Genomic DNA, 17,007 nt, shown 5'->3' on the forward strand with positions numbered 1-17,007 from the left:
GTCGCAGTTCCCGCCGCTTTCGCGTACATGAAGCGGCAGAAACTGCGACCGGAGCGCACCCGCTAGACTGATCGCACAACCGAACACAGGCCGAATGACCCTCGCGGGAGAGCCCCGGTGAATGCAGCCGGGCACCGAAGGAGCAAGCCTCCCCGCCAATCTCTCAGGTAACGCGTACCGCGCGGTTCCGGCCACTCTGAAAAGCGATCTCGCGCAACGAGATCCGCCGACGGTGAAAGCCCCTGCTTCGATGGTCCTTGGCCTGTCGATGGGCGAAGCTCTCAGGCCTATGACAGAGGGGGAGTTCCCAGGATCGGCGACGCCGCCGGTCCGCCCGATCCAGCCCGGGAGAACTCCATGTCCGACCCCCGCTACACCCCGCTCCGCGAACGCCACGAGGCGCTGGGCGCCTCCTTCACCGACTTCGGTGGCTGGCAGATGCCGGTGCGGTACACCTCCGATCTCGCTGAGCACCACGCCGTGCGTCAGTCCGCCGGACTCTTCGACATCTCGCACATGGCCGAGTTCCTCGTCACCGGTCCGTATGCCGCCGAGTTCCTCGACTACGCGCTTGCGGGCCGCATCTCCACGATGCCGGTCGGCAAGGCCAAGTATTCGCTTGTCCTCGCTGAAAGCGGCGGGATCGTCGACGACGTCATCGCCTACCGGCTGGCAGAAGATCGCTACCTGGTGATCGCCAACGCGGGCAACCGGGGCTTCGTCGATGCGGCGTTCGCATCGCGGGTTCGGTCATTCCCGTCGATTCCCGAGCGCGAGCTTCCGCCGCGCGGGGCCGATGAGGACCGCAGCTTCGCCGGATTCATCGGTGACCGTGGGGTGGACGTCGAGGACGTCTCCGACTCCTACGCCCTGCTCGCCGTGCAGGGACCCGCTGCCGAGGCAATCGTCTCCGTCGCCAAAGGGATCACCGATCTCGGAACCCCGTGGGCGGAGCAGAAGTACTACGCCTGGGCCGATGCCTTCTTCCTCGGTGAGCCGCTGCTCATCGCCCGCACCGGGTACACCGGCGAGGACGGCTTCGAGCTGCTCGTCCGCGCCGCCGACGCTCCGGCGCTCTGGGACGCCCTGATCGTCGCCGGAGAATCGCACGGCCTCGTGCCGGCCGGTCTCGCCGCTCGCGACACCCTCCGACTCGAGGCGGGCATGCCGCTGTACGGGCACGAGCTGACCCTCGACACGAAGCCCGCGCAGGCCGGACTCCGACGCGTCGTGGCCGTCGACAAGGAGAGCTTCGTCGGCAAGGACGCTGTGGATGCGGCAGCCGACGCACCGATCCTCGTCGGCCTCACCGCCGAGGGCAAGCGCGCCGGCCGTGCCGGCTACGCGGTCGTCGCCGAAGACGGCACCGTTCTCGGCGAGATCACCAGCGGTGCCCTCAGCCCGACCCTCGGCCACCCGATCGCGATGGCCTATGTGACTCCTTCTTCCGCTGAAGAGGGATCCACAGTATTCCTGGATGTGCGGGGGACGAAGATCCCCGCGACCGTGACCGCCCTGCCTTTCTACCGGAGGACAAAATGACCGACCTCAACGCACTGAGCTACACCGAAGAGCACGAGTGGCTCGCGATCGACGGTGAGACCGTCACCATCGGCATCACCGACTACGCGGCCGAGAAGCTCGGCGACGTCGTCTTCGTGGAGCTGCCCGCTGTCGGCACCGAGATCACCGCCGGTGCCGTCGTCGGCGAGATCGAGTCGACGAAGTCGGTCGGCGAGCTCTACGCTCCGGTCGCCGGCACCGTCGTCGAGATCAACGACGCCGTCGTCGACGACCCTTCGCTCGTCAACGCCGAGCCGTTCGCCGGCGGCTGGTTGATCAAGGTCTCCGTCGCGGCCGGCGCTGCCGACGGTCTGCTCGACCGCGACGCGTACGTCGCACTCACGGAGGGCTGATCCAGACGTGGTCTCTTTCGCCGATCGTCATATCGGAACCACCGCCGAGGCGCAGCGGGTCATGCTCGATGCGCTCGGGGTCGAGTCCGAGCTCGAGGACTGGAGCCCCGTCGAGGCGCTGATGCGCCAGGCGGTTCCCTCCTCGATCTTCACCGCAGCGTCGACCGATTCGCTCATCCCCGGCGCCGCCAGCGAGACCGAGGCGCTCGCGGAGCTCCGCGCGCTCGCGGCACGCAACACGGTGAATCGGCCGATGATCGGCCTGGGCTACTACGGCACGATCACCCCGCAGGTGATCCAGCGGAACGTGCTCGAGAACCCGTCCTGGTACACGGCGTACACGCCGTACCAGCCGGAGATCTCCCAGGGGCGCCTGGAGGCGCTCATCAACTTCCAGACGATGGTCGCCGAGCTCACCGGGCTGTCGACCGCGAACGCGTCGATGCTCGATGAGTCCACCGCGGTCGTCGAGGGGATGCTGCTCGCCCGTCGCGCCTCGAAGACGAAATCGAATGTGTTCGTCGTCGACGCCGACGCGCTGCCGCAGACGAAGGCGCTGCTCGCCAACCGTGCCGAGGCCGTCGGCATCGAGCTCGTGACGGTGGACTTCGCCGCGGGGGAGACCCTGCCGGCCGAACTGTTCGGCGTCTTCGTGCAGTACCCCGGCGCATCAGGACGCGTCTGGAACCCGAGTGCCGTCATCGACGCTGCGCACCTGGCCGGTGCCCTCGCCGTCGTCGCGGCCGATCTTCTCGCCCTCACGCTCATCTCGTCGCCGGGTTCGCTGGGCGCGGACGTCGCCGTCGGCACCACCCAGCGTTTCGGCGTGCCGATGGGCTTCGGCGGACCGCACGCCGGCTACATGGCGGTGCGCGCGGGTCTCGAGCGGCAGCTTCCGGGTCGCTTGGTCGGCGTCTCGGTGGATGCCGACGGCAAGCCGGCCTACCGTCTCTCGCTGCAGACGCGCGAGCAGCACATCCGCCGCGAGAAGGCCACGTCGAACATCTGCACCGCGCAGGTGCTCCTCGCCGTGATGGCGTCGATGTACGCCGTTTACCACGGTCCGGACGGACTGCGGGCGATCGCGAAGGAGACCGCGCTGAAGGCCGCGCTGCTGCGCGACTGGCTGGTCGAGGCCGGGGCCGAGGTCGTGCACGAAGCCTTCTTCGACACGCTGCAGGTGCGGGTCCCCGGGCGGGCTGCGGAGTTCGCCGAGCAGGCGCACCACGGCTACGGCATCCTGCTGCACGTGGCGGATGCCGACACGATCGGCATCTCGGTCGATGAGACCACCAGCCACAGCGAACTGCATCAGGTCGCGCAGGTGTTCGGCGGCAAGCAGGAGCGCGTCTTCGGCTTCGGCGACGGCTACAACTCGCTTCCGGGCGACCTCATCCGCGAGACCGACTACCTGACCCACCCGGTGTTCCATGCGCACCGCAGTGAGACCGCCATGATGCGGTACCTGAAGAGCCTCGCCGACCGGGACTACGCCCTGGACCGTGGCATGATCCCGCTCGGTTCGTGCACGATGAAGCTCAACGCCGCGACCGAGATGGCGGCGATCACGTGGCCGGAGTTCGCCGGCATCCACCCGTTCGCGCCGGCATCCGACGTCGAGGGCTATCTCGAACTCGTCGACCAGCTCGAGGGCTGGCTCGCCGAGGTCACGGGCTACGACGCCGTCTCGCTGCAGCCGAACGCGGGCTCGCAGGGTGAGCTCGCCGGCCTCCTGGCCATTCGCGGCTACCACCTCGCCAACGGCGATGATCAGCGCACCGTGTGCCTGATCCCGTCGTCCGCACACGGCACCAACGCGGCATCCGCCGTACTCGCCGGCATGAAGGTCGTCGTCGTCGCCTGCGACGAGCTCGGCAACGTCGACCTCGACGACCTGCGCGCGAAGATCGCAGCGCACGCCGACGAGCTGTCCGCGCTGATGATCACCTATCCGTCGACGCACGGCGTGTACGAGCACGACGTGGTCGAGATCACCGCCGCCGTTCACGACGCCGGCGGGCAGGTCTACGTCGACGGCGCGAACCTCAACGCCCTGCTCGGGTACGCCCGATTCGGCGACCTCGGCGGCGACGTCTCGCATCTCAACCTGCACAAGACGTTCGCGATCCCGCACGGCGGTGGCGGTCCAGGCATCGGACCGGTCGCGGCCAAGGCCCACCTCGCGCCGTTCCTGCCGGGGCATCCGCTTGCGCAGCGTGCTGAGCACTTCGGAGGGTTCACCTTCGAAGGCGGTGCCATCTCCGGTGCGCCATACGGGTCGGCGGGTGTCCTGCCGATCTCGTGGGCCTACGTGCGGATGATGGGTGCCGACGGACTCCGCCGTGCGACGGCCGCGGCCGTCCTCTCGGCGAATTACATCGCTGCGCGCCTCGGCGAGCACTACCCGGTGCTGTACACGGGCGAGAACGGCCGCGTCGCGCATGAGTGCATCCTGGACCTCCGTCCCCTCAAGGAAGCCACAGGCATCACCGTCGACGACGTCGCCAAGCGACTCATCGACTATGGCTTCCACGCGCCGACGATGTCGTTCCCCGTCGCGGGCACGCTCATGGTCGAGCCGACCGAGTCGGAGGACATCGGCGAGATCGAGCGGTTCATCGAGGCGATGATCCAGATCAAGGCCGAGGCGGATGCTGTCGCCGCAGGCCGCTGGCCCGCCGACGACAACCCGCTGGTGGGGGCGCCGCACACCGCGGTCTCGCTGATCGCGGGGGAGTGGGCGCACGCCTACACCCGCGAGGAGGCTGCGTACCCGATTCCGGCGCTCGTCGCGGGCAAGTACTGGCCGCCGGTGCGCCGCATCGACCAGGCATACGGCGACCGCAACCTCGTCTGCGCCTGCCCGCCGGTGGAGGCATTCGCCTGAGACGAAACCGCACGTCCGAACGGCGTTCCGCATACCCGCCCGGGTACGCGGAACGCCGTTTTCGCGCGCCTCCCGGTTACAGCGCTGTTACGGATGGTCACCACTCAGTAACAGTTCATTAGCGGAGATAGGTACGGGGGATTCTGGGGGTTACTCTCAACTATCGCCGCGCATTCGACGAGGAGTGCGCGTTTATCCATGTCCATCAGGAGGACACAAAGTGAAGCGAAACAAGATCGCCCTTGCGGGCACCGCGTTGTTTGTCATCGGCGCGCTAGCACTCGCCGGTTGCGCCGCTGGCGGGACCCCCGAGACGGAAGAAACGTCATCCGGTGACCCCACGGCCGTCATCTCGGTCAACAACACCGAACCGCAGAACCCGCTGATCCCGACGAACACCAACGAGGTGGGCGGCGGACTCGTCATCCAGAGCATGTTCGCTGGCCTGGTCTACTACGACGCGGAAGGCGCTGTTCACAACGATGTCGCCGAGTCGATCGAGACCGACGACGCGCAGACCTTCACCATCAAGATCAAGCCCGACCAGACCTTCACCAACGGTGACCCGGTCGACGCCGAGGCTTTCGTCACGGCGTGGAACTACGGCGCCGCGCTCGACAACGCGCAGCTCTCGAGCTACTTCTTCGAGTCCATCGAGGGCTTCTCCTACGACGAGAACGTCCCCGAGCTCTCCGGCCTGAAGGTCGTCGACGACCTCACCTTCACGGTCAAGCTGAAGCAGCCCGAGTCCGACTTCCCGCTGCGTCTCGGATACACCGCCTACTTCCCGATGCCGGCCTCGGCGTGGGACGACCTCGAGGCGTTCGGCGAGAACCCCGTCGGCAACGGACCGTACGCGTTCGAGGAGGAAGGCGCCTGGAAGCACAACGAGCGCATCGACCTCGTGAAGAACGACGAGTACACCGGTCCGCGTGAGGCGCAGAACGGCGGAGTCGACATGATCCTCTACGCCAGCACCGATGCCGCGTACGCCGACCTTCAGGGCGGCAACCTCGACATCCTCCAGGAGATCCCGGACAGCGCGCTGCAGACCTTCGAGAGCGATTTCGAGGGACGCACGGTGAACCAGCCGGCAGCGGCCAACGCCACCATCACGATCCCGGGCCGCCTCGACCACTTCAGCGGTGAGGAAGGCATCCTGCGTCGTCAGGCGATCTCGCACGCGATCAACCGCGAAGAGATCACCGATGTGGTCTTCAACGGCACGCGTACCCCGGCGAAGGACTTCACCTCGCCCGTGATCGACGGATACTCCGAGGAGATCCCTGGTTCCGAGGTGCTCGAGTTCGATGCGGATGAGGCGAAGAAGCTATGGGCCGAGGCCGACGCCATCGCCCCGTGGAGCGGCACCTTCGAGATCCAGTACAACGCTGACGGCCCGAACCAGGGCTGGGTCGATGCGATCGCGAACCAGCTGAAGAACAACCTCGGCATCGAGGCAGCGGGCAAGCCGATCCCGACCTTCGCAGAGCACCGCACGCTGATCACCGAGCGTCAGGCGACCACTGCCTTCCGCAACGGATGGCAGTTCGACTACCCGTCGATGTTCAACGGCCTCGGCCCGATCTACGGCACCGACGCGGGATCGAACGACGGCGACTACTCGAACGCGGAGTTCGACAAGCTCCTCGATGAAGGCGCTTCGGCGGCGGATGTCGAAGACGGCATCAAGAAGTTCCAGGAGGCGCAGGAGATCCTGTTCCAGGAGCTTCCCTCCATCCCGCTCTGGTACACCAACGCCATGGGCGCGTGGGGCGAGAGCGTGGAGGACGTGGAGTTCGGCTGGGACACCTGGCCGATCCTCTACCAGGTCACGAAGGCCGCCGAGTAGGTCTGATAGCACTCTCCTGTGAGGCGGTGACGATTCTTCGTCGCCGCCTCACAGGCCGTGTTGGTCATACCTTTTCGCTTCCTGACTACGGGACAACAGATGCTCGGCTATATCCTGAGACGTTTCCTGCAGGTGATTCCGGTGTTCTTCGGAGCCACCCTGCTCATCTACTTCCTCGTGTTCGCCATGCCAGGCGACCCGATCCTCGCGCTGTTCGGCGACCGCACCCCGAACCCGGCGGTCGTGCAGCAGCTGCGCGAGCAATACCACCTGAACGACCCGTTCCTCGTGCAGTACTGGTACTACATCACCGGCGTGTTCCAGGGTGACCTCGGCACCACGTTCTCGGGTCGCCCCGTCTCCGCGGTGCTCGTCGAGACGCTTCCGGTCACCGGCCGGCTCGCGGTGATGGCCATCGGCATCGAGTTCGTGCTCGCGATCATCATCGGCACGATCTCGGCGCTGTACAAGGGCAAGCTGTTCGACCATGTCGCTCTGGTCGTCGCGCTCGTCGCGATCGCGATCCCGATCTTCGTCGTCGCGTTCCTCGCGCAGTACTTCCTCGCGATCCAGTGGGGACTGTTCAAGCCCACCGTCGGCGCCGACAACGACTGGGGCGGCCTGTGGCTGCCCGCGATCGTGCTCGGCTTCAGCCTGTATGCGGTCAGCATGCGGCTCATGCGCAGTTCGGTGATCGACACCCTCAATCAGGACTGGGTGCGCACCGCGTACAGCAAGGGGCTTTCGCGCGGCCGCGTGATCCCCGTGCACGTGCTTCGCAACTCCCTGATCCCGGTGATCACCAACTCGGCGACCAACTTCGGTGTGCTGCTGGTCGGTGCGACCGTCACGGAGGGCATCTTCAACGTCCCCGGTGTCGGCAACACGCTGTACCAGGCCGCGATCCGCAATGAAGGCCCCACCGTGGTCTCCTTCGTCACGGTCTTCGTGATCCTGTACGTCCTGGTCAACCTCGTCATCGACCTGCTCTACGGTCTGCTCGACCCAAGGATCCGTTATGCCTGACCCCACTACGCAGAAGCACTTCGTCGCGCCGATCGAGACGGAGACGATCTCCGTCGACGCGGTGCGGATCGCCGAGAAGCCGAGCAACCTGTGGCGTGACGCGTGGACTGATCTCCGACGTCGCCCGCTGTTCTGGGCTTCCGTCGCGCTCGCCCTCATCTTCCTGGTGATGGCAGTGTGGCCGACCCTGTTCACCTCGACCCCACCGAACGGCGATTGCCAGCTCTCGAACAGCAATGGCGGGCCGACAGACGGGCACCCGCTCGGGTTCACGTTCCAAGGATGCGACATCTACGCACGCCTCATCTGGGGTGCGCAGACCTCGCTGTCGGTCGGCCTGCTCGCCACGCTCATCTCCTCGGTCCTCGGGCTGATCATGGGCGCGCTGGCCGGGTTCTACGGAGGATGGCTGGATTCGCTGCTCTCGCGGGTCGGCGACATCTTCTTCGCGATCCCGTACATCCTCGCGGCAGTCGTCGTCATGACGGTGTTCTCGCAGTACCGGTCCGTACCGGTCCTCGCGCTCGCGATCGGTGGTTTCGCCTGGGCATCGACTGCCAGAGTCGTGCGCGCCGAAGTGCTGAGAGTCCGGCAGGCCGACTTCGTCGTCGCGTCGCGGGCGCTCGGCAAGGGCAAATTCGGAACTCTCGTCGCCCACGTGATTCCGAACGCGCTCGCGCCGCTGCTCGTCCTGACGACGCTCAGCCTCGCCGCGTCGATCGTCGCCGAGGCGACGCTGTCGTTCCTCGGCGTCGGTCTGGGAAGCTCGACCATGTCGTGGGGCAACGACATCAGCGCGGCACAGTCGTCGCTGCGCGTCGCGCCGATGGCACTCATCTATCCGTCGATCGCGCTCACCCTTGCGGTGCTCGCGTTCGTGACTCTGGGCGAGCTGATCCGAGACGCCCTCGACCCGAAGGCGAGGGCACGTCGATGAACGATCGTGCAGCCGCACAGATCCCCCTGCTCAGCGTGCGCGACCTCACGGTCGCGTTCCGCACGCAGGAGGGCGTGAAAGAGGTTCTCCACGGGGCGAGCTTCGACATCTTCCCGGGTGAGACCGTGGCGATCGTCGGGGAGTCGGGTTCGGGCAAGTCCACGACGGCCACAGCCATCGTGAACCTCCTTCCCGGCACCGGAATGATCACCGGCGGATCGATCACGCTCGACGGCCGCGAGCTGACGACCCTCGGCCGCACCGCGATCGAGAACGTTCGGGGCCGCGAGATCGGCTTCGTGCCGCAGGATCCGATGTCGAACCTCAACCCCGTCTGGAGCATCGGCTTCCAGGTGAAGGAGGCGATCCGGGCCAACGGGATCGCACAGGGCCGCGCCGCCGTCAAGGCGCGCGCGATCGAGGTGCTGCAGCAGGCCGGCCTGGCGGATGCCGAGCGGCGTCTGCATCAGTTCCCGCACCAGTTCTCCGGAGGCATGCGGCAGCGCGCGCTGATCGGAATCGGCCTGGCAGCCGACCCGAAGCTGCTCATCGCCGACGAGCCGACCTCCGCGCTGGACGTCACCGTGCAGCGGGTGATCCTCGATCACATGGCCTCTCTCACACGTGACAGGGGCACTTCGGTGCTTCTGATCACCCACGACCTCGGCTTGGCGGCCGAGCGTGCGGAGAAGATCATCGTGATGAGCAACGGGAACATCGTCGAGGCAGGGCCGAGCCGGCAGATCCTCGAGGATCCACAGCATCCGTACACGAAACGACTGGTCTCCGCAGCGCCCAGCATCGCATCGCAGCGCATCCAGGCGGTCGTCGAGGACCGGGGCATCGAAACCCTCAAGGACCTCGCCGACATCCCGCCGACGGTGCGAGTGGCCGGCCTCACGAAGGACTACCGGATCCGCCAGGGAGGCTTCCGCAGCGAAGCATTCCGGGCTGTCGACGACGTCACCTTCGAGATCCCGAAGGGCAAGACCCTGGCTCTCGTCGGGGAATCCGGTTCGGGCAAGTCGACGGTGGCGAAGATGGTGCTCAAGCTCGAAGAGCCGACCAGCGGCACCATCGAGATCGACGGCCAGGATGTGTCGCGCCTCTCGAACGCTCAGGCGTTCGGCCTGCGTCGACGCATGCAGCCGGTCTTCCAGGACCCGTACGGATCTCTCGACCCGCTGCGCAACATCGGCGCCACCATCGCAGAACCGCTGCAGATCCACGGTGTGGGCGATCGCACCTCGCAGCGCGAACGGGTGGAGGAGCTCCTCGATCAGGTCTCGCTGCCGCGGGTGCTGGCGACGAGGTACGCGAACGAGTTGTCCGGCGGACAGCGGCAGCGCGTCGCGATCGCGCGCGCGCTCGCCCTCAAGCCCGACATCGTCGTTCTCGATGAGGCGGTGTCGGCGCTCGATGTGCTGGTGCAGGATCAGGTCCTGAAGCTGCTCGCCGACCTGCAGTCGGAGCTCGATCTGACGTACCTGTTCATCACGCACGACCTCGCGGTCGTTCGCGTCTCGAGCGACCTCGTGTGCGTGATGGAGAAGGGGCGCGTCGTCGAGCAGGGCACGGTCGATGAGATCTTCGCGAACCCGCAGCAGGAGTACACGGATCGCCTCTTGCAGGCGATCCCCGGCGCCTCCATCGCGCTCGGCGGACGCTGACGGTGACGGACGACGAACGCCCGGAGGGCACGCGGACGTTCCGCGCGTCCTCCGGGCCGGTCGTGATGATCATCTCGGGGCTGCTTGCGGCGTTCCTCCTCGGTGATGCCGTGGTGCGCGCGGGCTGGGGGCAGATGCTCCTGCTCGCCCCGTGGGTGCTGCTGACGTTGTGGGTGGTCTATGAGGTCAGCTCCGTCTCCCTCGTCCGCGTCGACGCGGACGGAGCGCTCGTGCAGAACATGCTCCGCAGGACGAGCTTCGGCTGGACCCGGGTGCGAGACATCGATATGCGCTGGCAGCTGGTGTTCTCGCTCGACGACGGCACCGACGTCACCTGCTACGGCGGTCCGGCGCGGTCGCGCCCGGTGCGTCGCCCTTCGCGGGATGACGTGGAGGTCAAGATGCCGGCGGGCGTTCGCGAGCTCACCGGGATTCGGGATCGCTGGGAGGCGGCCGGCGGTGCAGCGGATGCTCCGATCCGTCGCACCTGGGACGCAACGGCACTGATCGTCCTGGGCGTGCTCGTGCTCTGGGCAGCCGCAGCCGTCGTGATCGCGAATCTCTGACCCGCCCGCGGTGCGCGGCCTCGTAGAGCGACGGAGGGACTACGCCGGCAGGCCGAACAGCGCGGGCCAGGTCGCGGCGGCCCACGGGTAGCCGACGAACACCGTCGCGTCGATGAGGAAATGCGCGACCAGGAACGGCAGCAGTCGTCCGGTGCGCAGGAACAGCCAGCCGAACAGCATCCCCATCGCGAAATTCCCGATGAACGCGCCCGGTCCCTGATAGAGGTGATAGCTCGCACGCAGCACGCTGGTGGCGATGATGATCGTCCAGGGCCCCCACCCCAGCTGCTTCAGCCGCGCGAACAGGTAGCCGAGCACGACGAACTCCTCCTGCAGGGAGGCGCGTGCCGCGGCGAGCAGCAGGACCGGCACCGTCCACCAGTACGCGTCCAGCCCGGCCGGGTTCACGGCGACGAAGAGTCCCAGCATGCGTCCGACGAGATACAGGGCGAGGCCGGGGATGCCGATCGCCAGCACCAGCAGGATGCCGCCGCTGGCGTCCCGCCCGATTCGGGTGCCGTCGAGTCCGAGCCGGCCGAGGTGCGGGCGCGACGACTGCCAGAGCAGGAAGCACACCAGCAGCACCGGGACGATGGAGAACCCGATCGACAGCACCTGGTAGATCAGGTCGAACAGTTCACGATCGCTGCGCGAAGGATTGAGTGTCGCCACCTGATCGGCGAGCGGCTTCTCGTCGGTGAGTCGATAGGCGAGCTGCACGATCGCGTACACCGCGGACTGGCCGAGTCCGAGCGCCAGGACGATCGCGATCTCCCACCACAGGCGCGTGCGCGAGGGTGTGGGAGGCGTGTCCGGCGCGAGTGCCGGAGCGGGTCGAGGGGTCACGTCCCTGATCGTACGACGTCCGCCCAGGAACGATGCCTGGCCATGCGATACCCTGGTATGTCGGCATCCCGACCCTTTCCCCTCCCTTTTAGGACTTCTGCATGGCGCACGCCCTCCGCTCTGACCTCCGCAACGTCGCAATCGTCGCGCACGTCGACCACGGAAAGACCACGCTCGTCGACGCCATGCTGCGTCAGACCGGCTCTTTCGGCTCTCACGAGCACATGGAAGAACGCGCCATGGACTCCAACGACCTCGAGCGTGAGAAGGGCATCACGATCCTCGCCAAGAACACGGCGATCACCTACAAGGGCAAGCACGCCGAGGGCAAGGAGATCACGATCAACGTGATCGACACCCCCGGTCACGCCGACTTCGGCGGCGAGGTCGAGCGCGGCCTTTCGATGGTCGACGGCGTCGTGCTGCTCGTGGACGCGTCCGAGGGGCCGCTGCCGCAGACCCGCTTCGTGCTGCGCAAGGCGCTCGAGGCGAAGCTGCCCGTCATCCTCCTGGTCAACAAGACCGACCGTCCCGACGCCCGCATCGCCGAGGTCGAGGAAGAGGCGCACGACCTGCTGCTCGGCCTCGCGTCCGACCTCGTCGACGACGTGCCGGACCTCGACGTCGATGCCCTGCTCGACGTGCCGATCGTCTACGCGTCCGGCCGCAACGGCGCCGCGTCGCTCAACCGCCCGGAGAACGGCTCGCTGCCCGACAACGGTGACCTCGAACCGCTCTTCGAGGCGATCCTCGAGCACGTGCCGGCTCCGGCGTACGACGACGAGGCGCCGCTGCAGGCATGGGTCACGAACCTCGACTCCAGCCCGTTCCTCGGTCGTCTGGCCCTGCTCCGTGTCTTCAACGGCACGCTGAAGAAGGGCCAGACAGTGGCCTGGGTCCGCGCCGACGGCACCCACCAGAACGCTCGTATCACCGAGCTCCTGAAGACTCGCGCCCTCGAGCGCTACCCCGCAGAGTCCGCCGGCCCCGGCGACATCGTCGCGATCGCCGGTTTCGAGAACATCACGATCGGTGAGACCATCGCCGACCCCGAAGATGTGCGTCCGCTCCCGGCCATCACGGTCGACGACCCCGCCATCTCGATGACGATCGGCACCAACACCTCGCCGCTCATGGGCAAGGTCAAGGGCCACAAGCTCACCGCTCGCATGGTCAAGGACCGCCTCGACAAGGAGCTCATCGGAAACGTCTCGCTCAAGGTCGTCGACATCGGACGTCCGGATGCGTGGGAAGTGCAGGGCCGCGGAGAGCTGGCCCTCGCGATCCTCGTCGAGAACATGCGCCGCGAAGGCTTCGAGCTCACTGTCGGCAAGCCGCAGGTGGTCACGAAGAAAGTCGACGGCAAGACCTATGAGCCGTTCGAGCACCTCACCATCGACACTCCGGAAGAGCACCTCGGCGCGATCACGCAGCTCCTGGCGAACCGCAAGGGCCGCATGGAGAACATGACCAACCATGGCACCGGCTGGGTGCGCATGGAGTTCATCGTCCCGTCGCGCGGCCTCATCGGCTTCCGCAGCGAGTTCCTGACCACCACTCGCGGCACCGGCATCGCGAACGCGATTTCGCACGGCTACGAGCCGTGGGCCGGCTCCATCACGACGCGTCAGAACGGTTCGATCGTCGCTGACCGCCAGGGTGTCGTCACCCCGTTCGCGATGATCGCCCTGCAGGAGCGCATGTCGTTCTTCGTGCAGCCCACGCAGGAGGTCTACGAGGGCATGGTGATCGGTGAGAACTCGCGCGCCGATGACATGGACGTGAACATCACCAAGGAGAAGAAGCTCACCAACATGCGTGCAGCGAGCTCCGACACGTTCGAGTCGATGACCCCGCCGCGTCAGCTGACGCTGGAGGAGAGCCTGGAGTTCGCCCGCGACGACGAGTGCGTCGAAGTGACGCCCGAGGTCGTGCGCATCCGCAAGGTGAACCTCGACGCGAACACCCGCGCACGCGAGACTGCGCGCCTCAAGCGCCAGGACGCCAACGTCTGAGAATCGCCTCTGAAAGAGGGCCCCGCAGCGCCGAATCGGCGCGCGCGGGGCCCTCTTCTCATGTAATGCCCAGGTGAGAGCAGGTTTTCACTCAGGTTCGTCGTGCAGACTCGATGGCTTGCGCCCGGGACGAACTCCCGATGAGTCTCCTGTCGAGGGCGTACGACGACCCGAAAGTCGAAACCCATGCTTCACAAGACCCGTAACCTTCGGCGCGCCTCCGCGGCAGCGTCCGCCCGTGCAGCCGTCACCGCACGCCGTCCGATGATGATCCTCGGCACGGCGACGGCGGCGCTTCTCGGCGCAGCTCTCACCGCCGGCCTCGTGTCGGCACCGGCTGCCGGCGCCGAACAGCCCGATGCGACGGCGATCGTCTCGGCGTTCGTCACCGGTTCCGAACTCCCGACGAAGAACGCCGACACTGCCGCGATCACGATGGTGGAAGCGCGGGAGGCCGTGGCCGCCGCCGATGCGCTGACTGATGAGGTCGCTGAATCCGGCCTGGCGATCGACCCGGCCGTCGCACCGCTCGACACCACTGATCTGCAGGACCGGATCGATGCGCTGGATGATCGCGCCGAGATGCCGGTGCTGGTGCTGGCCGCCCTCACCGCGGATTCCGTCACCGAGACCGAAGGGGTGCTCGCGGACACCGAGAAGCTGCAGGCGGCGTTCACCGCCGCACAGGAGCAGAAGGCCGCCGCCGACGCGGCACAGGCCGCCGCAGAGCAGGCCGCCGCAGAACAGGCGGCGCAGCTCGCCTCGCTGGCTGCGACGAACACGGTTGACGGCGCGAAGGCGACGGCCCAGCAGATGGCAGCTAACCAGTACGGCTGGGGCGCCGATCAGCTCTCCTGCCTCGATTCCCTGTGGAACAAGGAATCCGGCTGGAACTACCAGGCGTACAACGACTCCAGTGGCGCCACCGGCATCCCGCAGTCACTGCCCGGCAGCAAGATGGCCTCGGCGGGCAGCGACTGGGAGACGAACGCAGCGACACAGATCGCGTGGGGTCTCGGGTACATCTCGTCTGTGTACGGCACGCCGTGCAGCGCTTGGTCGCACTCGCAGTCGACGGATTGGTACTGAACGACCGAGGGGGGTCAGCGGAGCTCTGAGATGAGCACCGCACTCGTGCCCGGCGCGGCCGCTTCGAAGATGTGCGGAGCATCTCCCGGGTACGAGAGGTAGTCGCCTGGCCGGAGGGTCACAGTTTCGCCCACGGGACCGACCTGTGCTTCGCCGGAGATCAGGATGACGTGCTCGGTCGTCCCCGGGTGGTGTGGATCTGATACCCGAGCCTTTCCGGGGTCCGCTTGGATGAGATACAGATCTCTGCGGGCGCCGGGAGGGCTGGCCGCGAGCAGCGTCGCGCTGTATGCCGCCGCCGCGGCTGGCACCCCGGCAAGATCGACGGCGCGAATGAGCGTCGGGGCGTTGGCCTGCTGATCGACGAGTACCGCGAACGGCACGTCGAGGGCGACGCCCAATGCCCAGAGAGTCTCGACGCTCGGGTTGCCCGCGCCGCTCTCGAGCTGAGAGACGGTCGCCTTCGAGATGCCGGCGCGGCGGGCGAGCTCAGAGACCGACAAGCCGGCCGCCTCCCGCTCCCGCCGCAGGGTGCGAGCGATTCGAGTGCGCAGATCCTCCATGTGTTCATCATGTCAAACGATCGTTCGCTTGACTATCCGCAACACTCTGTTCAGAATGATAGACGTCCGTTCGTTTGAACGAACGCTTGTCCATCGAAGGGAGCTGCGTGTCCGCGGAACGTGAGGTCTGGCGCGAGGCGCTGGGAGTGGTGCTCGCGACCAGCGCCTACGGCATCTCCTTCGGAGCACTCGCCGTCGCGGCCGGATTGGACGTCCTGCAGGCCTGCGTCCTGAGCCTGCTGATGTTCACCGGCGGGTCGCAGTTCGCCTTCGTCGGGGTGTTCGCGGCCGGGGGCCTTGCCGCCCTGCCCTCCGCGGTCGCGTCCGCCGCACTTCTGGGCGTCCGCAACGTCGCCTACGGGATGCGGATGTCGCCCGTCGTCGGCGGAGGCGCCTGGCGGCGCGCCGCCGCCGCGCACTTCACGATCGACGAGTCCACCGCGGTCGCGATCTCGCAGAACGATCCGCGTCTGCGACAGGTCGGGTTCTGGGTCACCGGGATCGGGATCTTCCTGGGGTGGAATGCCACGACGCTCATCGGTGCTCTCGTCGGAGATGTGCTCGGGGATCCGAAGACCTGGGGGCTGGATGCCGCGGCCGCCGCGGCGTTCCTGGCGCTGCTGTGGCCGCGTTTGAAGCAGCGTCAGGCCATCGCCGTCGGCATCGCGGCCGCTGTCGTCGCCGCCGCGTTCACCCCGTTCCTGATGCCGGGACTGCCGGTGCTCGTCGCCGCGGTGGTCGCCATCCTCATCGGCTGGTTCAACTGGCTCGGCCGTGCTGAACCCGCCGCGGCGGCGACGAGCGCCTCGGAGGTGCCGCGATGAGCGTGTGGAGCGCGATACTTCTCGCCGCGCTGATCTGTCTGGCGCTCAAGGTGATCGGTTACCTCGTGCCGCCGAAGGTGCTCGAAGCGCCGCATCCGGCCCGCATCTCCGACCTGCTCACCGTCGGGCTGCTCGCCGCTCTCGTGGCCGTGCAGACGCTCGGGGACGGTCAGGCGGTCATCGTCGACGCCAGGGTGCCTGCGCTCCTCGTGGCAGCAGGGCTCCTGTGGCTGAAGCAGTCATTCCTCGTCGTCGTGTTCGCCGCGGCGCTGGTGGCAGCGCTGCTCCGTCTGACAGGCCTCGCGGCCTGAACGTTCGGCCCGAGTAGAATTCTGAGGTGCGCATCAGCTGGATCTCCCGAGTTCTGTCGTGGATCGCCGCGGCACTCGTCGGCGGTGTCTATGGCGTCGCCGGAACGATCGGGCACAGCCTGATGTGGGGGCCGATCCCGGTGGGCCTCATCATCGGCGCGATCGCCTGCGCCGCGATTCTCATCGCGATCCGAGCGCTCACCCACGATCGCGGCGCGACGCTCGCGGCGGGCCTCGGAATGATCGGAACGCTCGTGCTCATCTCGGGTGTCGGTCCCGGTGGCTCCGTCGTCGTGGAGGACACCCTCTCTGGGCGCATCTGGACGTACATCGTGGCGGGGCTCGTGCTCCTCGCCGTCGCCTGGCCCTCGTTCTCTCGTCTGCAGGTGCGCACGCATGCGGAGCAGGCCCCCGTCGCGGAATCGCCGGAGCAGGCGCCGCTCATCACTGCCGTGCCCCTTGATCCGGGTGTTCGGAGATCTGCGTCCAGCCACGAGTCGTAGAC

Annotated in this window: 15 protein-coding genes and 2 riboswitches; of the genes, 13 read left to right on the forward strand and 2 right to left on the reverse strand. The window is 67.2% G+C overall.

The window, feature by feature from the left end; translation table 11 throughout:
* Nucleotides 1–94: 94 nt before the first annotated feature.
* A riboswitch (glycine riboswitch) is annotated at nucleotides 95–190 on the forward strand.
* A 1-nt stretch (nucleotide 191) separates the two neighbouring features.
* Nucleotides 192–303: riboswitch (glycine riboswitch) on the forward strand.
* 54 nt (nucleotides 304–357) lie between these two features.
* The 8 genes from MRBLWH12_RS01975 to MRBLWH12_RS02010 all read left to right on the forward strand — a co-directional run bounded on the left by MRBLWH12_RS01975 (nucleotide 358) and on the right by MRBLWH12_RS02010 (nucleotide 10,854).
* Nucleotides 358–1,542: a glycine cleavage system aminomethyltransferase GcvT gene (locus MRBLWH12_RS01975; protein WP_341975381.1), complete on the forward strand. Its 1,185-nt coding sequence runs from the start codon at nucleotides 358–360 to the stop codon at nucleotides 1,540–1,542.
* Entirely contained in the window at nucleotides 1,539–1,916 is a 378-nt protein-coding gene (gcvH, locus tag MRBLWH12_RS01980; RefSeq protein ID WP_341975380.1) for a glycine cleavage system protein GcvH, read from the forward strand. Before MRBLWH12_RS01975 ends, gcvH begins: the two co-directional genes overlap by 4 nt.
* Before the next feature lie 61 nt (nucleotides 1,917–1,977).
* Nucleotides 1,978–4,803, forward strand: a complete 2,826-nt coding sequence (gcvP, locus tag MRBLWH12_RS01985) for an aminomethyl-transferring glycine dehydrogenase (RefSeq protein WP_414685033.1) — start codon at nucleotides 1,978–1,980, stop codon at nucleotides 4,801–4,803.
* A 220-nt stretch (nucleotides 4,804–5,023) separates the two neighbouring features.
* The gene (locus tag MRBLWH12_RS01990) at nucleotides 5,024–6,655 is read left to right on the forward strand and encodes a peptide ABC transporter substrate-binding protein (RefSeq protein ID WP_341975378.1); all 1,632 of its coding nucleotides are present in this window, start codon (nucleotides 5,024–5,026) and stop codon (nucleotides 6,653–6,655) included.
* 99 nt (nucleotides 6,656–6,754) lie between these two features.
* On the forward strand, nucleotides 6,755–7,681 hold the full coding sequence (locus MRBLWH12_RS01995; protein ID WP_341975377.1) for an ABC transporter permease: 927 nt from the start codon (nucleotides 6,755–6,757) through the stop codon (nucleotides 7,679–7,681).
* Nucleotides 7,674–8,618 carry an ABC transporter permease gene (locus tag MRBLWH12_RS02000; protein WP_341975376.1) on the forward strand — a complete coding sequence of 315 codons (945 nt, stop codon included), beginning with the start codon at nucleotides 7,674–7,676 and terminating at the stop codon, nucleotides 8,616–8,618. Before MRBLWH12_RS01995 ends, MRBLWH12_RS02000 begins: the two co-directional genes overlap by 8 nt.
* A complete protein-coding gene (locus MRBLWH12_RS02005) occupies nucleotides 8,615–10,288 on the forward strand; it encodes an ABC transporter ATP-binding protein (RefSeq protein ID WP_341975375.1) in 1,674 nt (557 codons plus the stop codon). Before MRBLWH12_RS02000 ends, MRBLWH12_RS02005 begins: the two co-directional genes overlap by 4 nt.
* 2 nt (nucleotides 10,289–10,290) lie before the next feature.
* Nucleotides 10,291–10,854 (forward strand): PH domain-containing protein, encoded by a 564-nt coding sequence (locus tag MRBLWH12_RS02010; protein WP_341975374.1) that lies wholly within the window; start codon nucleotides 10,291–10,293, stop codon nucleotides 10,852–10,854.
* A gap of 39 nt (nucleotides 10,855–10,893) precedes the next feature.
* On the opposite strand, the gene MRBLWH12_RS02015 is transcribed toward MRBLWH12_RS02010, so the two are convergent.
* The gene (locus MRBLWH12_RS02015; protein ID WP_363545536.1) at nucleotides 10,894–11,700 is read right to left on the reverse strand and encodes a CPBP family intramembrane glutamic endopeptidase; all 807 of its coding nucleotides are present in this window, start codon (nucleotides 11,698–11,700) and stop codon (nucleotides 10,894–10,896) included.
* Nucleotides 11,701–11,801: 101 nt separating this feature from the next.
* Here MRBLWH12_RS02015 and typA point away from each other — a divergent pair, with 101 nt between their 5' ends.
* Nucleotides 11,802–13,715 (forward strand): translational GTPase TypA, encoded by a 1,914-nt coding sequence (gene typA, locus MRBLWH12_RS02020; RefSeq protein WP_363545539.1) that lies wholly within the window; start codon nucleotides 11,802–11,804, stop codon nucleotides 13,713–13,715.
* A gap of 186 nt (nucleotides 13,716–13,901) precedes the next feature.
* Nucleotides 13,902–14,804 carry a phospholipase gene (locus MRBLWH12_RS02025; RefSeq protein WP_363545542.1) on the forward strand — a complete coding sequence of 301 codons (903 nt, stop codon included), beginning with the start codon at nucleotides 13,902–13,904 and terminating at the stop codon, nucleotides 14,802–14,804.
* Between the two features lie 14 nt (nucleotides 14,805–14,818).
* Here MRBLWH12_RS02025 and MRBLWH12_RS02030 read toward each other — a convergent pair whose 3' ends face one another.
* Nucleotides 14,819–15,367: a helix-turn-helix domain-containing protein gene (locus tag MRBLWH12_RS02030; protein ID WP_363545545.1), complete on the reverse strand. Its 549-nt coding sequence runs from the start codon at nucleotides 15,365–15,367 to the stop codon at nucleotides 14,819–14,821.
* A 107-nt stretch (nucleotides 15,368–15,474) separates the two neighbouring features.
* Here MRBLWH12_RS02030 and MRBLWH12_RS02035 point away from each other — a divergent pair, with 107 nt between their 5' ends.
* The 3 genes from MRBLWH12_RS02035 to MRBLWH12_RS02045 are packed head-to-tail and all read left to right on the forward strand — an operon-like array spanning nucleotide 15,475 to nucleotide 17,005.
* Nucleotides 15,475–16,191 (forward strand): AzlC family ABC transporter permease, encoded by a 717-nt coding sequence (locus tag MRBLWH12_RS02035; protein ID WP_363545547.1) that lies wholly within the window; start codon nucleotides 15,475–15,477, stop codon nucleotides 16,189–16,191.
* Entirely contained in the window at nucleotides 16,188–16,502 is a 315-nt protein-coding gene (locus tag MRBLWH12_RS02040; protein ID WP_363545550.1) for an AzlD domain-containing protein, read from the forward strand. The genes MRBLWH12_RS02035 and MRBLWH12_RS02040 overlap by 4 nt, the downstream gene beginning before the upstream one ends.
* A gap of 26 nt (nucleotides 16,503–16,528) precedes the next feature.
* The gene (locus tag MRBLWH12_RS02045; protein WP_341975367.1) at nucleotides 16,529–17,005 is read left to right on the forward strand and encodes a histidinol dehydrogenase; all 477 of its coding nucleotides are present in this window, start codon (nucleotides 16,529–16,531) and stop codon (nucleotides 17,003–17,005) included.
* Nucleotides 17,006–17,007 lie beyond the last annotated feature (2 nt).

It is taken from the genome of Microbacterium sp. LWH12-1.2, from assembly GCF_040675825.1.
Lineage (GTDB): Bacteria > Actinomycetota > Actinomycetes > Actinomycetales > Microbacteriaceae > Microbacterium.